Here is a 22,687-nt window from a genome sequence, read left to right on the forward strand (position 1 = left end):
GCCTGGGTGATCACGCAGTTTTGGGTCAAGTGCATGCGTCGGTCAAGCGCTTCAATGCGTGCCGATTAAGGCTGATTCGGTTGTCCCTTTCAGTTCCCATCAAAGGTGGGGGAGGGCTGAAAGGGTTGTTTGTCGGAGCCCTTGCTATGACTGAGTTTGTTCGGTTGGATTGATGGGCTTGCCCCTCAGGCCTGGATGATGACCTTGGTGCCTTTGGGTGTGTTTTCGAACAGCCAGCGAGCTTGTTGGGTGGGCATGCGAACGCAACCGTGACTTCTGGGTACGCCAAAGGCCTGGCCGGCATCTTCTTGCCAAGGAGCAGCGTGCATGCAAATGGCCTCATTGGCAGTGATGCACATGGCGTAGGGCACGCCAGGAGAGACATAGGTGCGCCCCCGCATCGTCACCGAGCGGTACTTCGTGAGCACGGAGGCATGCCCCGTGGGCGTGGGGGATGAGGCTTTGCCCGTGCTCACGGGAATCACCCGGACGGTTTGTGCTTGCTCGTTAAGCACTGTGAGGGTCTGATCGGAGAGATCGACCACGAGCGTTGCAATGAGCTCAAGCATGATTGTGCCGCTGGCGTCGCTGTCATAGGCCTAGCTGTGTCGCATGCGTCTCATCCGTCTCGTTCTGAATGATTTCGCATTTCTGTGATGGGTCACCTCTGTACTGTCAAGAAAGTTTTTCCTGGCTCCCGTCTTGGCACGTCCGGTCGTCGCAATCATCGGGCGTCCCAACGTCGGCAAGTCCACCTTGGTGAACCGTCTCTGTAGAAGTCGTGAGGCCATCGTTCACGACCAGCCAGGTGTGACGCGAGATCGCACTTATCAAGACGGGTATTGGGGCGATCGAGAATTCAAGGTGGTGGACACCGGAGGCTTGGTGTTCGATGACGACAGTGAGTTCCTTCCTGAGATCCGGGAGCAGGCCAGCCTCGCTCTCGCTGAAGCCAGCGTGGCGTTGGTGATTGTGGATGGTCAGCAGGGACTCACGGCTGCGGATGAATCGATCGCGGAATGGCTGCGTACGCAGAACTGCAAGACCTTGTTAGCGGTTAATAAGTGTGAGTCTCCCGAGCAGGGATTAGGCATGGCCGCGGAGTTTTGGCGGCTCGGTCTTGGTGAACCCCATCCGATTTCGGCGATCCATGGTGCTGGCACCGCTGAGCTGCTCGATCAGGTGCTCACCTTTCTTCCGCCCAAGGATGAGGAGAGTGATGAAGAGGAGCCAATTCAGCTTTCGATTATTGGCCGTCCCAATGTGGGGAAGTCCAGCTTGCTGAATTCCATCTGTGGTGAGACGCGGGCCATTGTGAGTCCGATTCGTGGCACCACCCGCGATACCATTGATACGCGCATTGAACGGGAAAATCGTCGCTGGCGATTGATTGACACTGCAGGAATACGCCGGCGTCGCAGCGTGAATTACGGCCCAGAATTTTTTGGGATTAACCGCAGTTTTAAAGCGATCGAACGCAGTGATGTCTGCGTTCTAGTGATCGATGCTCTCGATGGTGTGACCGAGCAGGATCAACGCTTGGCGGGACGGATCGAAGAGGACGGCCGAGCTTGCGTGGTTGTGGTGAATAAGTGGGATGCGGTGGAAAAAGACAGCCATACGATGACAGCGATGGAAAAGGAGCTGCGCGCCAAGCTCTATTTCCTGGATTGGGCTCCAATGTTGTTCACCTCTGCGCTGACAGGGCAACGGGTCGACAGCATTTTCGCCTTGGCGGCTCTTGCTGTGGAACAGCACCGCCGCAGGGTGAGCACATCAGTTGTGAACGAAGTGCTTAAGGAAGCCCTCAGCTGGCGGAGTCCCCCCACCACCCGTGGAGGCCGGCAGGGCCGCTTGTATTACGGCACCCAGGTGGCGAGTCGTCCGCCCAGTTTCACCTTGTTCGTGAATGAGCCCAAGCTGTTTGGCGATACCTATCGCCGCTACGTGGAACGTCAAATCCGTGAAGGCCTCGGCTTTGACGGGACTCCAGTGAAGCTGTTCTGGCGAGGCAAGCAACAGCGGGATGCAGAGAAGGAGCTGGTCCGCCAGCAGAATCGCCAAGGCTGATTCCCTATGGACTGGTTGCGACAGATTCCGATCGGGCAGTATGTCGATGGCAGTGCTGGTTGGCTGCGTCTGCTCGATCCTCGTTTGAAGCTGGGCTGGGTTGTGATGTTTTTGCTGACCCCAGTGCTGGCGGGCCCTTTGTGGCGTCTCGGGCTCGTTCTGGCCTTGTTGGTGATCACCGCTCTGAGTGGGTTGCCGGCCAGGTTGTGGTGGCGCTCTCTACTTCTGGTGTTGTGTCTCGGTGTTGGCTTTGGCCTCCTGGCGATGTTTTTGCCAACGGGAGATCCAGCCGCCACGTTGGCGGTTCGGCCTGTCCAGGAGTTACAGGGTTTATCTCTGCAAACGTCCAGCTGGGAGTTGTTTCGCCTTGGTCCTGTCCAACTTGGGCCACTCAACCTGGGCCCGCTGTCCGTGGATCGGCGATCAGCTGAGCTTGGTCTGAATAGCGCCACGTTGATTGTCACCGTGGTGCACAGCGTGAATCTCATGCTGTTGTCCACACCAAGCGAGGATCTGATGTGGGCCCTGAATTGGTTTTTGTTCCCCCTAACCAAACTTGGTTTACCAGTGGATCGTCTTTGCTTTCAGCTGCTGTTGGCGCTTCGTTTTCTGCCCTTGGTGCAAGAGGAACTGCAGAATCTGGTGCGCTCCGTGGCGAGTCGAGCGGTCAATCTCCGTCAGTTGGGCTTGAAGGCTTCCTTCGGATTGATCCTTTCGGTGGGGGAGCGACTTCTCGCCAATATTTTGTTGCGGGCTGAGCAAGGAGCTGATGCCTTGATTGCAAAGGGAGGGCGTTGGCTTCCTGCGGACTGCTTCCGCCCTGTTCAGAGCACGTCTGCCTTGGCTCGTGGTTTGAACCTGCTGTCATTTGTGGTCCTTCTCGCGGTAGTTGGATTGCGAGGCAAGTACGGTGCCTTTTAAATCTTGATGGACTGAGTTTTGGGAGCGGAGCGTTATCTCAATCACCCCACCTTCGGAATGCTTTATCAGGTTTCGACCGCGGGCGAAGGAAGGGATCTGTACGCCACTCTTTATGCCCAGCGCATGTTTTTCTTGGTGACGCTGCAACCCAGAGGGGCTCAGTTTGAGGTGATTCCATATCAGGACGCTCGGCATCATGCAGAGCTCCACCTGGCGCGCTGTCGCCGTGATCGCGCTGCTGACTTTGCCGATTGGAAGCAGCTGTTCGATCAAACCTTCATTTGATGGCGTCCAGCAGCTCAGAATCTGAGACGATTCAGTCCCGTTGGCAGGCGATCCACGCAGAGTGTCCAGACTCTGTCAATCTGCTGGCTGTCAGCAAAGGCCATCCGGCCATGGCGGTGCGTGAGCTAGCCGCCTTGGGGCAGGTTGATTTTGGTGAGAGCAGGGTGCAGGAAGCACTCCCGAAACAACAGGACTTGGAAGACCTCAGCAGCTTGCGTTGGCATTTCATTGGACGCCTGCAAGCCAACAAAGTTCGTGCAGTCGTGCGGGCTTTTCCCGTGATTCATTCGATCGACTCTCAGGGACTCGCAGAGCGCACTTCAAGAATTGCGGTGGAGGAGAACCGGATTCCAGAGGTGTTTTTTCAGGTCAAGCTTCGCGAAGACCCGGCGAAGGGTGGTTGGGAGCCAGATGCCTTGCGTGAGGTTTGGCCACAGTTGCAGTCGCTTCCAGGCTTGAAGCCCATTGGGCTGATGACGATGGCCCCACTTGGCTTGGGACTTGAAGATCGTCAGAGCCTCTTTCATGACTGCAGAACCCTCGCAGATGAGCTTGCTTTGTCTGAGTGCTCTATGGGGATGAGCGGAGACTGGAAGCAGGCTGCCAAGGCAGGTGCCACCTGGGTTCGCGTGGGTTCTGGATTGTTTGGGCCGAGGCCTGAACGCTTGGTTTGACCCCAACTCAGCAGGATCGCCTGTTGTGAAGATGATCAAATCGCCCAGTCACTCTTGCTCACAACTCTGTAGAGCGCTATTCAGGGTCAGGTTTGATTTAGTTTCCGGTGTCGCTGATTTCTCGTCTTCGTGCTGTCGTTGCGGGTGATGATTACCTTGACGGTGATTATGACGATCTCGATTACGACACTGGCGAGCAGGACGAAGTCGAAGAAGGTCCGTCCCACTCCATGTCGAGTGCTTTGGCAACTCTTGAGTCGGGCAATCCCTTTGACAGTGAGCCATCTTTCACTGGCTCCAATGTGATTGGGATGCCTGGTATCAGCACCGGAACGGCTGAGGTTTCCTTGATGGAACCCCGCAGTTTTGATGAAATGCCTGGAGCGATCCAAGCCCTGCGTGAGCGTAAAACGGTGATCCTCAATCTCACGATGATGGAGCCAGATCAAGCCCAACGCGCTGTGGACTTTGTGGCAGGTGGAACCTTTGCCATTGATGGTCATCAAGAGCGTGTGGGCGAAAGCATTTTTCTGTTCGCGCCCAGCTGCGTGACTGTTACCAACGCCACCCAGGACGAAGCCTCCGTTCCAACGCACGTTTCAAAGGACGTTGAGCAAGCGTCCTCCGAGGCCAGCATTGCTCCAACTCCCGCCTGGAGTGCAACAAGCGCCACCGCGCTTTGATCCATCAGTGCCGATTGCATTAGGTGTGATTGGTCTGGGCCGGATGGCTCAGGCCCTGGTGATTCCCTTGATTGAGCAGGAATTGATTTCTGCTGATGAGGTGATCGCGGTTGTGGGCCGAGAGCACTCTGTTGCAACGGTGTCTGCGCGAGTGCCTTCTGGAGTGAAAGTTATAGCTGCCAGTGATTCCGCGGCAGAACACGCTTGGGCTGCGTCGGTTCAACTCTTGGCCGTCAAGCCTCAGATGCTTGATGGGGTCGCTGCCTCGGCTCCACCCCCAATCGAAACGCCTGCGTCGGGTTCAAGTCTTTTGCTTTCCGTGCTGGCTGGGGTTCCCCTGGCGCGGCTCCAAGCTCTATTTCCAGGCCGTATTTGTGTGCGCGCTGTTCCTAATACTCCCTGCCTGGTAGGTCAGGGACTCACCGGTCTGGCTTGGGGGGATGGCATCTCTGATCCACAGAAGCAGCAAGTGCGCTCCTTCTTTGAACCGGTGAGTGAGGTTCTCGAACTTCCCGAGGAACGGCTCGATGCTTTTCTTGCACTCACTTCGTCCGGTCCTGCCTATGTGGCCTTAATCGCGGAAGCGATGGCCGATGGTGCTGTTGCTATGGGAATGCCTCGGTCGCAGGCCCATCATTTGGCGCATCGAACTCTCGCTGGGACCGCCGCCTTATTGCAGGAGCAGGAGCTGCATCCTGGCGAACTTAAAGATATGGTGGCGTCTCCAGGTGGAACCACCATGGCGGCGTTGCGTCATCTCGAGAAATCGGGCTTGCGTTCGGCGTTGATTGAAGCCATCGTTGCCGCCACGCAACATGGACGGGGCATGGCGAATTAAGCCCTGGCTTCAGCGGCTAGTGGTTTCTGCTGGATCAGGGTGTCGTAAAGCGCTTCCAGAGCATCGATATTGGACACCATGCGGTAGCGCTCGATGACCCGCTCACGCGCTCGCCGACCTAGCTCTTGTGTAAGCAGAGGTTGGTCACGCAGAACGGGCAGCAACGTGCGCAACTGGGTGGTGACCCCTTGAGTGCTGAGCACGATGCCGGCCCCACCGGCGAGGACTTCTCCATCAGCGCCAGCATCCGTGGCGACGCAGGCGCATTGGCAGGCCATGGCCTCGAGTAGGGCGATGGAGAGGCCCTCCACCAGTGATGGCAGCACAAACACCTCAGCGCACTGGAGCAGGGCGATGCGCGACTTGAGATTGGCTTCATAGCCCCACCACAACAAATCTCCGATTCCATTCCCATACACGTTTTGAAGCGAGCTGCGCAGGGGGCCGTCACCCACGATCACGAGTCGGCAGCCGGCTGGTTTGACCAGTCGCCAGGCGCGCAATAACGCTTCCACATTCTTCTCAGTTGCAATCCGTCCCATGTACAGAAAAATGCGCTGATCACCAAGCCGTGAGCGCACGTCATGGAGCTCCTTGCTGATCGAGTCGGGATGGCTTGGGGCAGGAGACCAGCGGTCGGGATCCACGCCATTGGGGATGACGGCAAGGCGACTTTCGTGAACCCCTAAACGGTTGAGCACTTCCGCCTGAAGATCGGAAAAGACGATTACGCAGTCATAGCGAGAGAGAGCAGGCGCATAGAGCTGGTAGCTGAGCTGTTGCGTGCCTGCTGTGAGGTTGCGCAAACCTGCATCAAACGGTGGATGAAAGGTTGCGACTAGGGGAATGCCTAACGGTTGGCAAAGCTCAGGAAGCCTGAAGTCAAGGGGGGAAAGGGTGAGGCTGGCATGCACAACATCGGGCTGCAGTCTCTCCAAGCACTCGCGCAATTCCCTCTGCGCCCTAGGGGAGGGAATGGTGTACACCTGAGACTTCAACAGATAGGGCAGGCTCACGTCTGGATCGTTTGCCAGCAACGATGTGTTGCTGCTGCTGGGAGCGCCAGGGTTATCGAAATGGATGAAGCTGGTTTGATGGCCGCGTTTCTTTAGGGCCTCAGTGGTGCTCAGCCCGTAGGTGACATTGCCGCAGAACGGAGTTTTTTTGCCGAGCCAGGCAATGTGGGCCACTGGCACCGTCTCGAAGCCGAGTCTGAAGCTAGCAGCGCTCCCAAGGCCGCTCCCAAAGAGCGGCAGCTAAAGAAAGTGCCGCAAGCACCCAGAGCACAGGGATCAAGCCAATGCTGCTCACCAGGGCACCGGCGAGAACCAGGGGCAGGCTGAGAGCAATGTTGATCAGGTTGTTCTGAAGTCCGAAGACCCGACCTCGCTGAGATTCTGGGGTGTCCTCCTGAATCGTGGTCTGAGCAGGAATTGCCACGAGAGCGGCTCCAATTCCGAGGACGCCGCACAAGGTCAAGGTGATGCTGAGATTTCCGCGCAGTTGCCCGAGCATGACCAAACACCAGGTAATCGTGCCTAGTCCGGCTGCGGCGAGGCGTCGACGGCTAAAACGATGGCCCATTTGGGCCACCAACACAGCGCCAATCGCCATCCCTAATCCGCTCATCGCCAGCAGGCTGCCGAAACCTGTTGGCCCCAGTCCTTGGATGGCAGACGCCAGGCTGATTGCCAGCACATAAAGCGCAGCTAGCAGGCTGTAAAGCACCACGAGATGCACCATGGCTCCGCGGACCGATGACTGCTCTCGAAGCACCTGTATTCCCGCCACGATTTCTTTCCAGACGGAATCACTGCTGTCCTTTCTCGGCGGTTCGCGCATCTGGATGGTGCTCAGACTGATGGCCGCCATGCCGTAACAGAACGGCAGAAGCAGAAATTCGCCACCGTTGATGCCCACCGTTTGAAGCAGGTGGTTGAGTCCTCGCAGGATTGGATCGCCTAGGGCAAAGCCAACGATCGTGGCCCCCATGCTTGTGGCTTGATAGAGAGAGTTGGCGGCCAGCAGGTGTTCTCTCGGTACCAGCAGTGGGATTGTCGCCTGTTCAGCGGGGGCGAAAAACTGGGTCAGAACCGACTCAAGAAAGGTCATCAGCAGCAGAGCCCAATAGCCCCAGCTCAGCCCAAACCAGTGGGGCCCAGGGATCAGGAACAGAGGGGTGCAAAGCACGAGCACTGCCCTCAGGCCATTGGAGGCCACCATCACTCTGCGTTTGGGCCAGCGGTCGACCCACACACCGGCAACAGAACCGAGCACCATCGCCGGGATGGTATTGGCGACATAAATTCCGGTGGCCAGCAATGTGATGCGCTGGGCGCGCGTCTCGAAATCCATGCGAATCGCAGAGGCGATTTCAGCAAGAGCGCCATTGCTGTCCGGTGTATTGGTCACCCAGTATTGGGCGATGAGATACACCATCAACACGATGTAGAACTTGTCCGCGAGTTGGGAGAAGATCTGTCCGACCCACAGGCGTCGGAAGCCATCGAGATGGATCACGGCCTGAAGGCCGCGGCGACCTTCAGGATTGGCGCTCGTGGGCAGGGCCGGGTCCGGGCTGTTTAGAGAAGGACCGCTCAAAATGTGTTCATTCGCGGAATCATGATCGCCCACCACAGGCTTTAACGTGAAAACCCTCGTCTTGCTGGCTGGTTAAGCGTTAGCGACAGCCTCTCTCACCATGGCAAATGAGCGGACGGGCCTTGGGAGATGCACGCGACACCAGCTCTCCAAAAGTGTAAAAAGCCTGAGCCAAACGGGTCGGGGCCCCATCAATCCACCGTCTTGACGTTCCGGCAGTTCAAGCCGTGTTAATCGCTGGAGCAGGGCGAGTTCGGAGGGGTTGATCTGGATAGCCGCTCCAGCTTGAGAACCGATGGCCAGCCCTTCGTCGGCCAGCAGGCTGCAACGCCATTCCCAATTCCCGATCGGTGGAGACAGGGCGGCTCCACTGCGGCAACACGTTTGGAGAGGCAGGCCGTAGCCGCCGAGAGCGAGCAGATGAACACAGGCCTGAACAAGCGTTGCCAGGGTTCGATCGACACGCTCCCCTTCCGCACTTTTCATTTCAGACGAACGCTGTTTCTGCGCCAGCAGCTCGAGCCGCTCAAGATGCATCAAAACCGCACTAAGCATTCCGGGTACTGGATCATCGCCAGCGACCAACGAGATCGAGAGCTCAGATAGGGCCTGGGCGGCTGCCAATGTTTCCAATCTCTGCCCCACGTTGCCGAAATTGTGTTGAACCCGAAGTTGGCGCACCCGCAGCAGCCCGCTGCGTCCTCCCACCTGCAGCTCCATGGTGGTGAGAGGCACCGCCGCCGCCAGGCTGCTGCGGGGTTTGCGTGCCCCTGGCACGGCCAGGCGAATCAGGCCAACGTCATCACTGAGCAAGGTGAGCAGTCTGTCGTGCTCCCCGAGGGGGCCCACCTTTAACGCCAACCCTTCGATTCGCCGTTCCGGGCTCATTGCGGATGCCGGAGAGCCTGAATCAAAGCTGGGCCATGGCTGGTTCCTAGGGCGGTGGCGCCCTCTTCCATAAGGTCCAGCGCACTGTCCAACCGTTGTATGCCTCCGGCCGCCTTGATTGCGCAATTTCCCCTCGCAAGCTCTTTGAGCTTGCGCACCTGCAACGGAGTGGTGGCGGCTCCAAATCCGTTCCCCGCTTGCAGACACGAAGCACCCGCATCAATCGCAGCTTCTACGGCCAAGCTCAGTTGCTCTGGCTGCAATCGATTCACATCCAAAATCACTGTGACGGGTAGGCCGAGATCGCAGATTTGCGCCAGTTCTTCCGCATAGGTTTCCGCTCGCCCAGCCGTGATGGCAGCAAGATTGGGCACCACATCGAGGGCGTCAGCTCCTCTGGCTGCGGCCCATTCCGCTTGCGCCCGTTTGAGCTCCGCTGGAATCGTTCCGAAGGGGAAGTCCACAACAGCAAACAAGCGAAGACGTCCGCTTGGTCCGATGCGGTTTCTCACCGCTTCCAGGTGGCACAGGCTGGTGCATAGCCCCCCGAAGCCGAGCAGACGCCCGGCATCACAGAGGTTGTGCAGGGCCTCCTCTTCCAACAAAGGATCTAAGACGGCTTGATGAATGAAAGGCGGGAGCTCCGGAAGCTCCCGCTGACGCGGCGACGCGGTCATTGTTGTGGTGCAAGCACTGTCCTTAGTTCCGCGCTTGGATCACGCCAAATCCACCGTGATTGCGGTGATAAATCACCTGGAGCTCACCGCTTTCTTTGTCTCGAAACAGGTAGAAGTCGTGGTCGATCAGTTCCAGTTGATGGCGTGCCTCTTCAAGGCTCATCGCTGGCATGGCGAAATATTTGCGCCGAACGCCTGGGCTGGGGAGCTGCGCTTCTTTGCCTTCGAGCAGTGAGTCTTCTGTGGGCCGTTCCGTCAGGAGGACGTCATTCGCTGCTGTTGGGGTGGTCCGATGGCCATGGTCGCTGTGGCGTTCCTTGAACCGTCGCAGCTGGCGCGCCAACTTGCTTGCGACCAGATCGATGCTGGCGTAGAGGTTTTCGCTTCTCTCCTGGGCGCGGATCACCGTGCCATTGGCGAACACCGTGACTTCGGCAGTTTGTTGCGGAACCCGTGGATTTCGAGCAACTGACAGATGCACATCCGCTTCCTTGACGAGGTCGTCGAAGTGGTGGATGGCGCGTTCCAATTTTGTTTCGGTGTATTCCCGTAGTGCGGGCGTCACATCCAAATTGCGACCATGGATCAGAAGCTTCATGGCGTTCCCCTTTGCCTGGTTCTACCGGCAACTTACTAACTGCCTCTGACCCAGGAAAGCGGTCTGCGGCATTTCTTTTTGAGCCGGTTGCGCCTGTGCCGTTTTCCCAGGCCTGGGAGTGGCAACGGGGATGGCAGAAGTGCTTATTGGCTGAGGACGGCTCAGACAGGGAAGCGGTTTGGCTTCTTCAACATCCGTCTTGCTTCACCCTTGGTCGCGGAGCGACGGAAGATCACTTGCGCTTTGATCCTAAGAATGCGCCAGCTCCCCTGTATCGCATCGACCGGGGAGGGGAGGTCACCCACCACGCCCCCGGGCAGTTGGTGGCTTATCCGGTGTTGGACCTTCGCCGGCGTGAACCAGACCTTCATTGGTACATGCGCCAGCTCGAACAGGTGGTGATCGATGTGTTGGCGGCATTGGATTTGAAGGGCCAACGCATCCCAGGCCTTACTGGTGTTTGGCTGGAGGGGCGAAAAGTGGCGGCTATCGGGGTGGGATGTCGTCGTTGGATCACTCAGCACGGCCTTGCTCTCAATGTGTCGTGCGCCATGGAAGGGTTTGCGCATGTTGTGCCATGTGGAATTTCTGATCGTCCTGTGGATCGTTTGCAGCGCTGGATTCCTGGCATCACGCCTGCGGCTGTGCAGCCACTCCTGCGGGATGCACTGGCCCAGCGCCTTTCAATCAGCTGGTGCGACCTTGCTGGTCTTGATTCTGGGTGGTACTCCTAGGCGCAAGCTGAAAACAACGTTGTGGGTTCGTTTGCACAGGCCAGCTGGCGACCAACGCCTTGGGAGTTGAAATCACTCGCCCGTCAGCAGCATGTGCAAGGCCTGGGGAGAGTGGATCAGCTCTGGCCCTGGCTTGAGCAACGTCATGGTGCGCTCATGGCTGTGGATGCTCCCCATGCGGCTCATCCGGAGCATTTCACTTATCAGGAGTTGTCGCAACGGATCACGACAGCGGCTGCAGGGTTTCGTGCCTTGGGGATTCGTGAAGGCGATGTGGTGGGACTGTTTGCAGAAAACAGTCCCCGCTGGCTGATGGCAGATCAAGGTTTGATGCGCACAGGTGCGGCTGATGCGGTGCGTGGCTCCTCAGCCCCCGTAGAAGAGCTGCGTTACATCCTTGAAGACGCCAAGGCCGTGGCCCTGGTGGTGCAAAACGCGGATCTTTGGCAACGGCTCCAATTGCCTGCGCAGCTGCGCAGGCAGCTGCGCTTTGTCCTTCAGCTGGAGGGTGATGCTGTGGATTCAGACGTGATCTCTTGGGATGATCTTTTGGCGGCTGGCGCCGAGCAACAGGCTCCGGATCCAGATCTTGGTCGAGATGCAGCCAGCGCTGCCAGCACCACAGCCACCATCCTTTACACCTCAGGCACCACCGGTCAGCCGAAGGGCGTTCCGCTCAGCCACGCCAACCTGCTGCATCAGATGCGCAGCTTGAGTTGCGTTGCTCGGCCAGAACCTGGCGCACCTGTGCTCAGCGTGTTGCCGATCTGGCATGCCTATGAACGCAGTGCGGAGTATTACTTCTTCTCATGCGCCTGTTCGCAGAGCTACACCACGATCAAACAGCTCAAACGAGATCTGCCCAGGGTGAAGCCTGTGGTGATGGTCACGGTGCCGCGCCTGTGGGAGGCGGTGCAAGCCGGGTTTGAAGATGTCTTGAAAACATTCCCTGCATCCAGGCAGCGCCTTTTGCGCGCGGCACTCTCCAATAGCAGTGCCTATTGCTTGGCCCGGCGTCAGCGTTGCAACCTGATGCTGATGCCCTTGGGTCGCCGTCAGCGCTTGATGGCGTGTCTGAAATCCGCCGGGCGCTGGCCAGCCCATGCCCTGGCATCCAAGCTGATCTGGCCAAAGCTGAGGTTGCAGCTCAGTGGGGGTCAGCTGCGCTTCCCCATCAATGGAGGAGCTGCGATCGCGCCTCATGTGGATTCCTTCTTTGAGGCGGTGGGTATCGAGTTGTTGGTGGGCTATGGCCTCACTGAAACCAGTCCGGTTGTGAGTTGCCGGCGTCCATGGCGCAACATTCGTGGAAGTTCAGGGCAGCCAATGCCTCAGACCGAATTCATGATTGTGGATCCTGAATCCCGAGCTCCTCTCAGTTTTCGAGAACGTGGATTGGTGCTTGTGCGTGGACCTCAGGTCATGCAGGGATACTTGGGGAAACCTGAAGCCACTGCAAAAGTTCTGGATGTTGATGGATGGTTCGACACCGGTGATTTGGGAATGCTGCTTCCAGATGGTTCTGTGGTTTTAACGGGTAGAGCGAAAGACACCATTGTTTTAAGCAGCGGTGAAAATATTGAGCCAGGGCCTCTCGAAGCCCATCTGCTGATGAATCCAGTCGTTGAACAAGTCTTACTTGTTGGGCAAGACAAAAAGCAACTTGCTGCCTTGATAGTTCCGAATCAAGACGGTTTGAGGCAGTTTGCTGAAAACAAAGAAATCGAAAATATCGACTTGTTCTTGCCACTAAAAGACCAATTAAAGTTGTTAGATCTTCTAAAGAGAGATTTTAATTCTGATCTTCAATTGCGTTCGGGATCAAGGCCAGAAGAAAGGCTATGTGGTGTTGCATTTGTTGAACCTTTTACGATTGAAAATGGTTTGTTGACTCAAACACTGAAGCAAAAAAGAAATGAGATTTGTGTCAGAGACGCGAATACTGTTGAGAGTATTTACAGTTAGCAGCTAAGGCTTCTCTTTGGTCAATTGATGATTCGGTCAGAATGATTGAATCGTTTTTTGACTTAGAAGTCGAAATTACCGCTGAACCCTGATCCTGATGAAAATGCTGCCGAGTTGGATGTAGTACTAAAGTCTTCAATGGTCTCAATAAAAGTTTCCTCTACTGTCTTTTGATGCATATTGACATTTTGTTCGTTAATGGTCATTGTTGCTGTCATCGCAAAACCATCTTCAGTGATTATTTCGCTATTTGTCATTCCAGCAAGTTCGCCTTCTTTGGTGATTCCTAGCTTCAGCTTTTCCTCTGAAGTAGTGTCTCCTGGACGCACTTGTTCAAGATTTTGAATCATCAATTCGGTGACTGGAGCTTCAATGCCTTCATCTGACATCGTAAAAGTCACGACTTGGCTGTCCATTTGGCCATCCATCTCCATGATTCTATCATTCTTGTTGGTTATATGTTCTCTGCCGTTAGATACTCTATTTTGTCCTGACATATTGCTTCTGCTAAGCATTCTCATCTGAGCAGGGGCCGAAAGAGGCGATGCAAGAATAATCACAAGACTAAGAAAAGCTAGACTGAAAGGATTCATTTTTTTGGTGGCGAGTGGATTTCTTTGTGCAAAATGTTGATCGCTAGGATTAATTTTTCAGTTTTTATTTGTCCACCTCTTTCGAGATAATGCTGACAATGTAGTCTTTCATGCTCTGATCAGCATTAAGAGCATGAACCTTAATGCTTTTGTGAACATCTTTTGAAACTAGGATCGAGAGTCGCTTTAGATCGTCAGGGGTGTTATGCATTTGATTCATTGATTTGATAAAAGAAAAGGTTTAAGGTTTTAGGCTTAGTCATTAGTTAGTATGCTGCTGAGATTGGAATTTGATGTGCTCCCAACATTCCACATTGTTTTGCAGTGATTGTAAAGACCAGGCAGTGATGATTTTAGGCTTGTGAGTGCAATTTCTCCTTTTGTAGCAATTACTTTGGCCTCAACGCATTTCTTGAGAATGCCAGACTCCGTGGTCATCATTGTTTGCTTCGCCTGATTTTTCATTGCTGAAATACAACTGGAGACCTGTGGTCCGAAAGGCATCTGGAATCCAATTGTTCCCTGTGGCATCCAGTCTTTATCTCGAGTGTTATCACCGAAAGTTCCAAAATATTGATTGTCGTATGGCAGTACTCCTACGTTTGCAAAGAAGCTAGGTGATTGGCAGCTAATGGCTCTTGAGCCCACGGTCATCTCTCCGAGCTCTCCTTGTGCTGGGTTGATTTGGTAGTTGTAGATTCCTCCACCAATTGACTCAGACCGTGATTGGTTTTGTTGGGAATTAGTCGGCATCGCGACCGCGCTATTACCATTCTCCTGTGTTGTTTGTGCATAACCGGCTACAGCCGTCGCTGAGGAAAGGATTAGAAATCCGGCTATAGTTGCGAACCGATTCATGGATGATGAAGTTGTTTTCATGTCTTTAGTATGTCTATGTCAGTTGTACTGAATGTACTCTTTTACAGGGATGCACCATTGCACATTCCTTCTTTACCCTGTTACAGTCGTTTTCGAATACAACAAATAAGGGGAAACTATTAAAGCAGTGCCCCTTATTTATTGTATTCGAAAACAAAGGATGCATTGAAAAACTCCAGCGCATCCTCTTTTTGGTAACTTTGTTGTCTGAATAGGTTCAGACTTTACATATCGAAGGAGCTGACGAACCCTGTTTCTGTAACCCATGCCTCTGTTTTTGTTGTAGTTTCATAGTCTTCAACTCTTTCGATGTTTGTTACTTCGTTTTCATCCGTCCACATGTCTGCCATGCTCTCACTCATCGTCATTGTTGCTGTTATGGAGAAGTTTTCGTCAGCAACTAGTTCACTATTTAAAAGTCCATCGAGTATGTTCTCTTCCGATACCCCCATAGATAGTTGCTCCATTACCGCCATGTCTTCCGATCTCATTTGCTCCATGCTTTGCAGCATTAATTCACTTGTGGTTCCTTCCATTCCTTGTCCAGACATTGTCATAGACATTGTCTGATTACCCATTACTCCCTCCATCTGTGAAGATCTACTGCTGCTTTGTTTTACTATTTCTGTTCCTTTTGAAGTTCGCATGATTTCGCTATCACTACCACTTGAGATCGAAGTTGTTTTCATTTGGGCGAAAGATGAGAGTGGAGTCGCTAGAACAAGAAGGATGCCGAAGGGAAGAAGCTTAGAGGAATACATAATGATTGGTGAAATTAAATGAGATTTGCTAGACGTTTTTAGAATACAGTTATTCCTTTAACGCTTGCTTATTGACATGGCTCATGATTAGATTGATGATGTAGTCTTTCATGCTTTGGTCGGCATTTAGGGCGTTCATTTTAATGCTCCTATGTATTTCTTTGGTGACAAGAATTGAAATCCTCTTCTGATCTCGTGGATTTTCGTAGTATGCATTCATGATTTGTCTGCCGGGTTAGATGTGTGCTAAGGTTTTGAAAATTGACTGGATTTGTCCTGGAAAACAAAATATTTAATTGCTATTTGTTGCACTCCCAATATTTGACTGTGAGGTGGTTCCAACATTCCACATTGTTTTGCAGTGATTGTAAAGACCAGGCAGTGATGATTTTAGGCTTGTGAGTGCAATTTCTCCTTTTGTAGCAATTACTTTGGCCTCAACGCATTTCTTGAGAATGCCAGACTCCGTGGTCATCATTGTTTGCTTCGCCTGATTTTTCATTGCTGAAATACAACTGGAGACCTGTGGTCCGAAAGGCATCTGGAATCCAATTGTTCCCTGTGGCATCCAGTCTTTATCTCGAGTGTTATCACCGAAAGTTCCAAAATATTGATTGTCGTATGGCAGTACTCCTACGTTTGCAAAGAAGCTAGGTGATTGGCAGCTAATGGCTCTTGAGCCCACGGTCATCTCTCCGAGCTCTCCTTGTGCTGGGTTGATTTGGTAGTTGTAGATTCCTCCACCAATTGACTCAGACCGTGATTGGTTTTGTTGGGAATTAGTCGGCATCGCGACCGCGCTATTACCATTCTCCTGTGTAGTTTGTGCATAACCGGATAACGTTGTAGCTGAGGAAAGGATGAAAAATCCTGCGAATGTTGCTAAACGATTCATGGGTGATGGCGTGAATTCCATGTCTTTAGTGTGTCTAATCAGGAGATACTTGACGTACCCTTTCGCAGTGATGCGTCAATGCACATTGGTGCATATACTTCTTTGGGAGATAATTATTTAGCAATAAAAAGCACCGCCAAGCGGTGCTTTTTATTGCTAAATAATTAATGTATTTCAAATCCTCTAGCTTTGTCCCTGATGGTTTAAAAGATCAGGATGTAGTATATATTTTTCGATTAAGACCGTCACGATTTCTGTGATGCTCTTGTCTTCGCTTAGTGCCTTTAGCTTTAGGCTCTTATGGGTTGTATTTGACAGTAATACAGAAAGCTTTTTTTGCTCTGTGGCATTGAGTTGGCTGTTCATTTGTTTCAAGTGTTTTGTTTGAATTTGTTTTTGCAGTTAAACGATGCTTACTGATTGTGAATTGAATCGATATGTATTTAATTGGGAGTTTATCTGGGGTGAAGAATCATTTTCGAATATAATTTTGTGCTCACTTTCAAGGAACTCATGCAAAGCACTAATCACCAGTGAGACCATCGTTTCCTCTCTCTCATTGGCAAGCTTTTTGATCTTCTCGTGAAGTCCACGAGAAACTTCAAGAGATACCCTTTTTTTTGCTTTGCAGTTGTTCATGTTTCGTGCAAAAGAAATGATCGTGATTCCGAGTATTGATTTGAGTTTGGCCTATTTCCCAAGACTCTCATTGGACGATGGCTTAGGTGTCCTTAGAATGCCTTCAAGGTGGTTTAGTTGCATTCATACGGTTCTCATGGACTACTCATTAACCATATAGACACATTTGGGTTTTAAGAGCGCTTTGCGCTTTGCGGACAAGATGCTTTCTCGAACCCTCTTTGCGTCTCCAACACAAAGGCCTGCGCTTATTAGACAACGGCCTTGCTGCAAGAGGGAGTTCTTTTTGTTGGACCTTATAACCAATCTTGGATCAATCTACCTGCCTCTTAATATTTAATTTATTTTTTTTGTTAGGTTTTTTGTTTCCAAGGAGTTCTGAGATGACTCAAAAGCGCATTTCTAAATCTCAACTTTTTATTTTCTCTTAGATCTGGCGATGGTCAAGGGCGTAGTATTCTGTGATTCATTTTTCTTGACAATTAAAGCCTGGATTTTTTGTGTCCAGTTTTTTGCTTGGTTCAAGTTTTTTGATAGCTTTTATCGAAATCGATGCTGTTGAGAATTTAGAGCAATTAAAGAGATTTTAATTTCATGACTACAGCAATCTTTTCTTCTGAGTTTAAAGGTCAAGACAAGCGTTTTCTCAAAGCTTCTGCTTTGAGAGTCATTTGCTCGTCATTTCTTATGAATTGTTTAAGTGCTTCAACTACAATTGAGTTTAATGTATCATCTTGTTCAAGAGCTAAGATTTTAAGAGTTTTATGCATGTCACTACTTATTTCTAAAGACAGGCTTTTTGTGTATTGGCTTTTTTGCCTTTTTCTCATTATTTCTTCTTCTACGATAGGAGCTTCTGATGCATTTTCATCAACAACTAATTGGTTCATTTTTATCGCTTCTTTTTGCATATATTCAGGATACACTTCTGCTTGTTTCGTTTGATTAAAGGGATTCTCAGGCTTTGTTCTTGGTTTTTCCACGCTGAATACTCTCACGTCTCGTTCACGATGCCATGAAGTTCCCAGTCTTGCAACCATCTTGACTGCTCATGAATTTTTTTTGCAGGCGTTTTTGAAATATGATGATTCGTTGCCTCTTCTAGATACTGTCTGATTTGCTAGCCCTGATGCTAGTGCCTCTTGAATGATTTATTATACTCAGAGCTTGCAAATTGCTTGCTATTTACTTTTTTTGTTATTATTTTGCATTATTTGTGTGTTTTTCGCGCTTTATTGGTCGCTTAGTTTTTTGTTTTTGCTTGCAAAGCTCTGCAGTGTTCTTATTGCGCTCAGCTTTGCCCGTCTCTGGGGTTCGAATGTCTATGAGAACTACGTTTTCACTGCTGGTTTTATGGAAAAATTGGATTAGTTTCTTTTTTTTTGTATTTGTTGCCCCTTTGTTTTCTGCTATTTTGGCTTGTTTGTCTTTTCTGTTGGCTGATTTTCTCGTATTCATCCTTTTCCTTGTGCATTAAGAGCATTGTCAACACTTTCGCTCCTCGCCCTCCGCTATTTGAGTATCGGTTCGTTTAATTCATTCATCGAGAGATTTTTGCGACAGCTTTGTTTTGCCCGGGTTTTTCGTTTTTAGTTGTTCAAGATAGACTTTAGTTGTTTGAACAGTCTTTTATAGCGCTCTTTTCGCTGTTTTTTCTTGGTATTGATTTCCTTCTAGGCAAGTTCTGTATATTCTTGATGTGTCTTCGTTTGATTCTTTTTGTTCTAGCCTTTCGAGATTAACTTTGATTGATTGGCATAAAAAAAGGGGGAAGGCATGCCTTCCCCCTTTGACTTTGATTGTTCCCCTTGTTAACTATGCCGGAAGACTAATCGTTGATTAGTTCCAGTCAGTGTTGGTGAAGGAGCTGCTTTCGAAGCCTCTGCTGGTTGACGTGGCTGAGGTCCAGGCATCGACAGAGGTGTGCGTATCACCAGTTTCTGTGAGTGAACCGAGGTAGCCGTTGCCGTAGTTGTCGATAGAACCTGAAGCAGCGCCATTGAGGAAGTGCTCTGAGCCACCCCCTTCAAATACGATGTTGGAATCATCGTAGCCGCCGTTGAGATACCCTTCTGCTTCCGCATAACCACCGTGGCCATGAAGTGAGGAACGCTCACCTCCAGCTTCACCGGCAAAAGCGACATCGCCTTCTGTATTGACAGCGGTGATTTCAGGAGTTGCCTCTTGTGGAGGAACTATGCAGCCACGACGTCCGCACAAAAAGCCATCTTTTGCTTCTTGGCCTGGAGTGTATTCCGTGGTGACGGTTACATCGCCTTCTGCTTCACCATCGATGTATCCTTCTGCTGCATGGCGGCTAACACGTCCATAACCACCTTCTACCTCTGCATCGATATTGGCTGCAGCATTTCCGGTGGTTTGATCGTATCCGTAACCACCACCGCGATGTCCAAAGGTGGCATTTTCAGCAGAAAAATCGACGCTAACTCCGTGGTTGTAGCCACCTACGTGCATATCAGCCGTTCTGTGAATGCTGCTATCGACGGAGACCTGTGTCAAAGAAGATGAGGTGCCGGTGGCGCGCATGGCGCTAGAGCCTGTTTGGTTACCAATGTTTCCGGCCATTGCGGCAGATGGAATTAGGAGACCAGCTGCACCGAGAAGACCAATTAGTTTTTTCATAATGGGATCAGAGAGTGAGAGTTGTCTGCGATCCAGACATTTAAGTTCTAAAGGGTTTTGTTTGTTTAGGCCTCTTGTTTCTAGTTTTCCGCTATTGAGGCTTGGAGCAAATGCGGGATTTGTATTGATCTGTGAGCGGTGATCTGTGGATCGTTGTTGATTTTGTGGGCTTTCTTGTGCTCTATTAGATTTTCAGCTTTGTTCTGACGCTATATCTGGGTCGTGCAGGCGGATTGTTCTCTTCCCGTATGTTGTTTGATTTTCTTTGATCGAATGCCATAAAAAAAGGGGGAAGGCATGCCTTCCCCCTTTGACTTTGATTGTTCCTCTTGTTAACTATGCCGGAAGACTAATCGTTGATTAGTTCCAGTCAGTGTTGGTGAAGGAGCTGCTTTCGAAGCCTCTGCTGGTTGACGTGGCTGAGGTCCAGGCATCGACAGAGGTGTGCGTATCACCAGTTTCTGTGAGTGAACCGAGGTAGCCGTTGCCGTAGTTGTCGATAGAACCTGAAGCAGCGCCATTGAGGAAGTGCTCTGAGCCACCCCCTTCAAATACGATGTTGGAATCATCGTAGCCGCCGTTGAGATACCCTTCTGCTTCCGCATAACCACCGTGGCCATGAAGTGAGGAACGCTCACCTCCAGCTTCACCGGCAAAAGCGACATCGCCTTCTGTATTGACAGCGGTGATTTCAGGAGTTGCCTCTTGTGGAGGAACTATGCAGCCACGACGTCCGCACAAAAAGCCATCTTTTGCTTCTTGGCCTGGAGTGTATTCCGTGGTGACGGTTACATCGCCTTCTGCTTCACCATCGATGTATCCTTCTGCTGCATGGCGGCTAACACGTCCATAACCACCTTCTACCTCTGCATCGATATTGGCTGCAGCATTTCCGGTGGTTTGATCGTATCCGTAACCACCACCGCGATGTCCAAAGGTGGCATTTTCAGCAGAAAAATCGACGCTAACTCCGTGGTTGTAGCCAGCCACATAGATATGGTTGTTCCGGTGGATATTGCTATCGACGGAGACCTCTGTATAAGACGATGAGGTGCCGGTGGCGCGCATGGCGCTAGAGCCTGTTTGGTTACCAATGTTTCCGGCCATTGCGGCAGATGGAATTAGGAGACCAGCTGCACCGAGAAGACCAATTAGTTTTTTCATAATGGGATCAGAGAGTGAGAGTTGTCTGCGGTCCAGACATTTAGGTTCTAATTGCAGTTGTGCTGATTAGGCCTGACTTTCACAGGTCTGCGGGGTTATACGTTTTTGGCTAAAACTGTTAAGCTTACAAAGTGTTTTTCGCATTTTGCATAAAGGTGCTTTGCATAAGGCTCCCCTTTACGACCTTTCCTCTTGTGGGTGTTTGGGTTGTCTCGAGAATTCGCCGTCTCCCTTGTTGGTGTTGAAATCTGGCTTTAGTGATTTGGAAACACATGAATGCTTATGGGTAAAAGCATTCATGTACTTTTAGCATTTAAATGTAAATGTATATTTGCTCTAATCCGCAATCTCTTTTGGCCTCATTCGCTTAATTGCCGCAAATGCGCTAAAATCGAGTGATAAGTACAGAATTTTTTAATACGTAAAAATGAAAAACCAGCTTTTCGCGGGCATTAGTCTTTTTATCGCCACATCGACCTTCGGTGTTGCTTCGAGTCTGGGCCTAACGGTTCGTGCTCAATTTATTAATAACAATGCTGCGGTTTCTATCCCGGTTAATACTCGGCTGGATGTTTCCAGTCCAGATGAATTATTACGCCTGCCAGCTTCGATCCCTGTCGACGACTCGTTTCAGGAAGTTGATACTGGGAATGCTGGCACGTATACATTCATCAACGCGCCAAGTCGTTTGCGCTATCGCTTTAGTGGCCGCTACAACGGATACGGAAATAGACCCAAGCCATCTCTCTATGAGTCGTATACTCAGCAGTTAAATGTAAGTGATGCAAGAAGGCTCTGCCGATCAGTTGCTAAGCGGAATCTGCCAGGATTGAAGGGTGAGTTTCTGGAGTTGGGGTCTCAGGATGACCGTAGGCATAATTTGTTGGTTGGTTGTAGTCAGAGATATCAGCTTGTTGGCTCCCCATCCTTCATCCAGGCTGAGACTTTTTCGTTTGTAAGTAGTGATGAATTCAACTTCACTACCGCCACCATGCTTCCAATTGATGAAGGAGAGTTTGAGAATTTTGAATTGCCTTGGGATGGAGATTTTGATGTCTATTACTGATGGCTGATCTGTTTGGTTTCTGCTGTGTGTCAGGTGCCTTTTGATGGCGAATTCATTCTCCTTGATTCAGGGATTAGAAATCATCGTCTGCAAAGGTTGAGTCAGCATCTTCTCCTTTGACGCATTCTCCAGTGCCAGCGCTACCAGCGCCATCGCGTAAATACCACTCTCTATGAATAATCAAAGAATTTAGATTAATCGTAAGTTTTTTCCCTGGCTGCCTGGGCGTGAGCGTTAGTCTGCTTCCACTCTGTAGTGAAGTGAAAAATACTGGTGCTCCGTCGTTGATTTGACCCACTGCCAAGCTGGACCCTGGGGAAAACATGAGAGAGATCCATTTCCCTTGTCCGTATTGGCAATCAAGGTATTGCTTGTCATCACCTTTCTTGTTCCCGAAGTTATCTTCTTCCTGACTTTGGGAGGCTGCTTGATTGAACGCACTTGCTGTAAATAGCAATGTACAGGCTAAAAGTAAATGGCTTAGTTTCACAACCTGCTTCATTTGCATTGGATGCCCTGCTCTGAAGTTTTAGCAATTGGCGATCCCATCGCTTCGATCTTGCATGTTCACGCAATTGCGTCTTGATTGCTTTGTTCTTGAGATGTCCAGGGCTTCGGTTTCGCTTAGGTATTATTACTGGCAGTAAAGTTGCGATTTTTAAATGTCTGAACATTCTTCACTGACCATCAAGCGTTCTATCACCATTCGTGCAGTGGTGACTCCGGCCTGGAAGGAGGAGGCTGAACGCGAATTGAGCAATGGAATCGCGACGACTGATCAGCAGCTTTCGCAGTTAGAGCAAGAGGGCCAGGAGGTGGTTGATCAAGTTCGTCGTCAGAGTGCAAATCCGCTCGATCCCAGGGTTCAGGATCAGGTGGCTCAGGTTCAGCAGCAAGTTGCGGCGAAACGCTCTGAATTAGAAGAACAAAAGCGAAATCTATTGCAGCAACAGGCTCAAGTGCGTGAGCTTGAGATGGATCAGATTGTGGAACAGGGACAACTCGATAGCTTCTGTGACATTCAAGTCGGCGACAATTTAGTCAGCAAGATGCAAGTTTCTGTCGTTGTGCGGGATGGCGTGATCGAGTCGATCGAACAGGGCTGATCCGAGC

The 22,687-nt window shown here is 51.2% G+C and carries 25 protein-coding genes; 10 read left to right on the top strand and 15 right to left on the bottom strand.

Translation table 11 applies throughout. The features are described 5' to 3' along the window. Nucleotides 1-185: 185 nt before the first annotated feature. Nucleotides 186-569 (bottom strand): L,D-transpeptidase, encoded by a 384-nt coding sequence (locus SYNC_RS02840; protein WP_011618540.1) that lies wholly within the window; start codon nucleotides 567-569, stop codon nucleotides 186-188. Nucleotides 570-702: 133 nt separating this feature from the next. Here SYNC_RS02840 and der point away from each other — a divergent pair, with 133 nt between their 5' ends. From der to proC, 6 genes are all read left to right on the top strand, one after another. Then, complete coding sequence (der, locus tag SYNC_RS02845; RefSeq protein ID WP_011618541.1) at nucleotides 703-2,070, top strand: ribosome biogenesis GTPase Der; 1,368 nt, start codon at nucleotides 703-705, stop codon at nucleotides 2,068-2,070. A gap of 6 nt (nucleotides 2,071-2,076) precedes the next feature. After that, on the top strand, nucleotides 2,077-2,991 hold the full coding sequence (locus tag SYNC_RS02850) for an energy-coupling factor transporter transmembrane component T (protein ID WP_011618542.1): 915 nt from the start codon (nucleotides 2,077-2,079) through the stop codon (nucleotides 2,989-2,991). Nucleotides 2,992-3,009: 18 nt separating this feature from the next. Next, nucleotides 3,010-3,276, top strand: coding sequence for a PipX family protein (locus tag SYNC_RS02855; protein ID WP_011618543.1), 267 nt, complete (start codon nucleotides 3,010-3,012; stop codon nucleotides 3,274-3,276). Further along, on the top strand, nucleotides 3,276-3,950 hold the full coding sequence (locus SYNC_RS02860; RefSeq protein WP_011618544.1) for a YggS family pyridoxal phosphate-dependent enzyme: 675 nt from the start codon (nucleotides 3,276-3,278) through the stop codon (nucleotides 3,948-3,950). The genes SYNC_RS02855 and SYNC_RS02860 overlap by 1 nt, the downstream gene beginning before the upstream one ends. Nucleotides 3,951-4,057: 107 nt before the next feature. Beyond that, complete coding sequence (locus SYNC_RS02865) at nucleotides 4,058-4,633, top strand: cell division protein SepF (RefSeq protein WP_011618545.1); 576 nt, start codon at nucleotides 4,058-4,060, stop codon at nucleotides 4,631-4,633. 7 nt (nucleotides 4,634-4,640) lie between these two features. Continuing rightward, complete coding sequence (gene proC / locus SYNC_RS02870) at nucleotides 4,641-5,471, top strand: pyrroline-5-carboxylate reductase (protein ID WP_071813703.1); 831 nt, start codon at nucleotides 4,641-4,643, stop codon at nucleotides 5,469-5,471. On the opposite strand, the gene SYNC_RS02875 is transcribed toward proC, so the two are convergent. The 5 genes from SYNC_RS02875 to hpf are packed head-to-tail and all read right to left on the bottom strand — an operon-like array spanning nucleotide 5,468 to nucleotide 10,235. Further along, on the bottom strand, nucleotides 5,468-6,661 hold the full coding sequence (locus tag SYNC_RS02875; protein ID WP_041426878.1) for a glycosyltransferase family 4 protein: 1,194 nt from the start codon (nucleotides 6,659-6,661) through the stop codon (nucleotides 5,468-5,470). The genes proC and SYNC_RS02875 overlap by 4 nt on opposite strands. Before the next feature lie 28 nt (nucleotides 6,662-6,689). Beyond that, nucleotides 6,690-8,108, bottom strand: a complete 1,419-nt coding sequence (locus SYNC_RS02880; RefSeq protein ID WP_011618548.1) for an MFS transporter — start codon at nucleotides 8,106-8,108, stop codon at nucleotides 6,690-6,692. A 36-nt stretch (nucleotides 8,109-8,144) separates the two neighbouring features. Further along, nucleotides 8,145-8,960, bottom strand: coding sequence for a DNA repair protein RecO (locus SYNC_RS02885; protein ID WP_011618549.1), 816 nt, complete (start codon nucleotides 8,958-8,960; stop codon nucleotides 8,145-8,147). Then, the gene (locus SYNC_RS02890; RefSeq protein WP_011618550.1) at nucleotides 8,957-9,637 is read right to left on the bottom strand and encodes a deoxyribose-phosphate aldolase; all 681 of its coding nucleotides are present in this window, start codon (nucleotides 9,635-9,637) and stop codon (nucleotides 8,957-8,959) included. The genes SYNC_RS02885 and SYNC_RS02890 overlap by 4 nt, the downstream gene beginning before the upstream one ends. Nucleotides 9,638-9,659: 22 nt before the next feature. Continuing rightward, nucleotides 9,660-10,235 (bottom strand): ribosome hibernation-promoting factor, HPF/YfiA family, encoded by a 576-nt coding sequence (gene hpf, locus SYNC_RS02895; RefSeq protein WP_011618551.1) that lies wholly within the window; start codon nucleotides 10,233-10,235, stop codon nucleotides 9,660-9,662. A gap of 11 nt (nucleotides 10,236-10,246) precedes the next feature. Between hpf and lipB the strand changes: the two genes are divergently transcribed. Together lipB and SYNC_RS02905 are read left to right on the top strand one after the other, a co-directional pair. Continuing rightward, nucleotides 10,247-10,969, top strand: a complete 723-nt coding sequence (gene lipB / locus SYNC_RS02900) for a lipoyl(octanoyl) transferase LipB (protein WP_049750314.1) — start codon at nucleotides 10,247-10,249, stop codon at nucleotides 10,967-10,969. A 21-nt stretch (nucleotides 10,970-10,990) separates the two neighbouring features. After that, nucleotides 10,991-12,934 carry an AMP-binding protein gene (locus tag SYNC_RS02905; protein WP_041426349.1) on the top strand — a complete coding sequence of 648 codons (1,944 nt, stop codon included), beginning with the start codon at nucleotides 10,991-10,993 and terminating at the stop codon, nucleotides 12,932-12,934. Nucleotides 12,935-12,996: 62 nt separating this feature from the next. On the opposite strand, the gene SYNC_RS02910 is transcribed toward SYNC_RS02905, so the two are convergent. The 8 genes from SYNC_RS02910 to SYNC_RS02955 form a co-directional block, all read right to left on the bottom strand. Next, a complete protein-coding gene (locus SYNC_RS02910; protein ID WP_011618554.1) occupies nucleotides 12,997-13,527 on the bottom strand; it encodes a hypothetical protein in 531 nt (176 codons plus the stop codon). A 255-nt stretch (nucleotides 13,528-13,782) separates the two neighbouring features. Continuing rightward, a complete protein-coding gene (locus SYNC_RS02915; RefSeq protein ID WP_041426350.1) occupies nucleotides 13,783-14,385 on the bottom strand; it encodes a hypothetical protein in 603 nt (200 codons plus the stop codon). A gap of 245 nt (nucleotides 14,386-14,630) precedes the next feature. Next, on the bottom strand, nucleotides 14,631-15,095 hold the full coding sequence (locus SYNC_RS02920; protein ID WP_148201813.1) for a hypothetical protein: 465 nt from the start codon (nucleotides 15,093-15,095) through the stop codon (nucleotides 14,631-14,633). A gap of 364 nt (nucleotides 15,096-15,459) precedes the next feature. Further along, nucleotides 15,460-16,062 (bottom strand): hypothetical protein, encoded by a 603-nt coding sequence (locus SYNC_RS02925; RefSeq protein WP_148201814.1) that lies wholly within the window; start codon nucleotides 16,060-16,062, stop codon nucleotides 15,460-15,462. A 1,268-nt stretch (nucleotides 16,063-17,330) separates the two neighbouring features. Further along, nucleotides 17,331-17,741 (bottom strand): hypothetical protein, encoded by a 411-nt coding sequence (locus SYNC_RS02940; RefSeq protein ID WP_148201815.1) that lies wholly within the window; start codon nucleotides 17,739-17,741, stop codon nucleotides 17,331-17,333. Nucleotides 17,742-17,901: 160 nt separating this feature from the next. Beyond that, nucleotides 17,902-18,159, bottom strand: a complete 258-nt coding sequence (locus SYNC_RS02945; protein WP_041426355.1) for a hypothetical protein — start codon at nucleotides 18,157-18,159, stop codon at nucleotides 17,902-17,904. Between the two features lie 381 nt (nucleotides 18,160-18,540). Next, a complete protein-coding gene (locus SYNC_RS02950) occupies nucleotides 18,541-19,344 on the bottom strand; it encodes a hypothetical protein (protein ID WP_011618558.1) in 804 nt (267 codons plus the stop codon). Nucleotides 19,345-19,704: 360 nt separating this feature from the next. After that, nucleotides 19,705-20,508, bottom strand: coding sequence for a hypothetical protein (locus SYNC_RS02955; protein WP_011618559.1), 804 nt, complete (start codon nucleotides 20,506-20,508; stop codon nucleotides 19,705-19,707). 427 nt (nucleotides 20,509-20,935) lie between these two features. Between SYNC_RS02955 and SYNC_RS02960 the strand changes: the two genes are divergently transcribed. Further along, the gene (locus SYNC_RS02960) at nucleotides 20,936-21,574 is read left to right on the top strand and encodes a hypothetical protein (RefSeq protein WP_041426356.1); all 639 of its coding nucleotides are present in this window, start codon (nucleotides 20,936-20,938) and stop codon (nucleotides 21,572-21,574) included. Nucleotides 21,575-21,647: 73 nt separating this feature from the next. On the opposite strand, the gene SYNC_RS02965 is transcribed toward SYNC_RS02960, so the two are convergent. Then, entirely contained in the window at nucleotides 21,648-22,082 is a 435-nt protein-coding gene (locus SYNC_RS02965) for a hypothetical protein (protein ID WP_041426357.1), read from the bottom strand. Nucleotides 22,083-22,236: 154 nt separating this feature from the next. On the opposite strand from SYNC_RS02965, the gene SYNC_RS02970 reads away from it, so the two are divergent. Then, complete coding sequence (locus SYNC_RS02970) at nucleotides 22,237-22,680, top strand: YlqD family protein (RefSeq protein WP_011618561.1); 444 nt, start codon at nucleotides 22,237-22,239, stop codon at nucleotides 22,678-22,680. Nucleotides 22,681-22,687 lie beyond the last annotated feature (7 nt).

The sequence above is a fragment of the Synechococcus sp. CC9311 genome, from assembly GCF_000014585.1.
Lineage (GTDB): Bacteria > Cyanobacteriota > Cyanobacteriia > PCC-6307 > Cyanobiaceae > Synechococcus_C.

Excerpts from the sequence above, each read along its gene's own strand:
- SYNC_RS02840 (WP_011618540.1), bottom strand. The coding sequence starts at position 569 with ATGCTTGAGCTCATTGCAACGCTCGTGGTCGATCTCTCCGATCAGACC.
- SYNC_RS02850 (WP_011618542.1), top strand. The coding sequence starts at position 2,077 with ATGGACTGGTTGCGACAGATTCCGATCGGGCAGTATGTCGATGGCAGT.
- SYNC_RS02860 (WP_011618544.1), top strand. The coding sequence starts at position 3,276 with ATGGCGTCCAGCAGCTCAGAATCTGAGACGATTCAGTCCCGTTGGCAG.
- SYNC_RS02885 (WP_011618549.1), bottom strand. The coding sequence starts at position 8,960 with ATGAGCCCGGAACGGCGAATCGAAGGGTTGGCGTTAAAGGTGGGCCCC.
- SYNC_RS02890 (WP_011618550.1), bottom strand. The coding sequence starts at position 9,637 with ATGACCGCGTCGCCGCGTCAGCGGGAGCTTCCGGAGCTCCCGCCTTTC.
- hpf (WP_011618551.1), bottom strand. The coding sequence starts at position 10,235 with ATGAAGCTTCTGATCCATGGTCGCAATTTGGATGTGACGCCCGCACTA.
- SYNC_RS02910 (WP_011618554.1), bottom strand. The coding sequence starts at position 13,527 with ATGAATCCTTTCAGTCTAGCTTTTCTTAGTCTTGTGATTATTCTTGCA.
- SYNC_RS02915 (WP_041426350.1), bottom strand. The coding sequence starts at position 14,385 with ATGAATCGGTTCGCAACTATAGCCGGATTTCTAATCCTTTCCTCAGCG.
- SYNC_RS02920 (WP_148201813.1), bottom strand. The coding sequence starts at position 15,095 with ATGAAAACAACTTCGATCTCAAGTGGTAGTGATAGCGAAATCATGCGA.
- SYNC_RS02925 (WP_148201814.1), bottom strand. The coding sequence starts at position 16,062 with ATGAATCGTTTAGCAACATTCGCAGGATTTTTCATCCTTTCCTCAGCT.
- SYNC_RS02940 (WP_148201815.1), bottom strand. The coding sequence starts at position 17,741 with ATGGTTGCAAGACTGGGAACTTCATGGCATCGTGAACGAGACGTGAGA.
- SYNC_RS02945 (WP_041426355.1), bottom strand. The coding sequence starts at position 18,159 with ATGAATACGAGAAAATCAGCCAACAGAAAAGACAAACAAGCCAAAATA.
- SYNC_RS02950 (WP_011618558.1), bottom strand. The coding sequence starts at position 19,344 with ATGAAAAAACTAATTGGTCTTCTCGGTGCAGCTGGTCTCCTAATTCCA.
- SYNC_RS02955 (WP_011618559.1), bottom strand. The coding sequence starts at position 20,508 with ATGAAAAAACTAATTGGTCTTCTCGGTGCAGCTGGTCTCCTAATTCCA.
- SYNC_RS02960 (WP_041426356.1), top strand. The coding sequence starts at position 20,936 with ATGAAAAACCAGCTTTTCGCGGGCATTAGTCTTTTTATCGCCACATCG.
- SYNC_RS02965 (WP_041426357.1), bottom strand. The coding sequence starts at position 22,082 with ATGCAAATGAAGCAGGTTGTGAAACTAAGCCATTTACTTTTAGCCTGT.
- SYNC_RS02970 (WP_011618561.1), top strand. The coding sequence starts at position 22,237 with ATGTCTGAACATTCTTCACTGACCATCAAGCGTTCTATCACCATTCGT.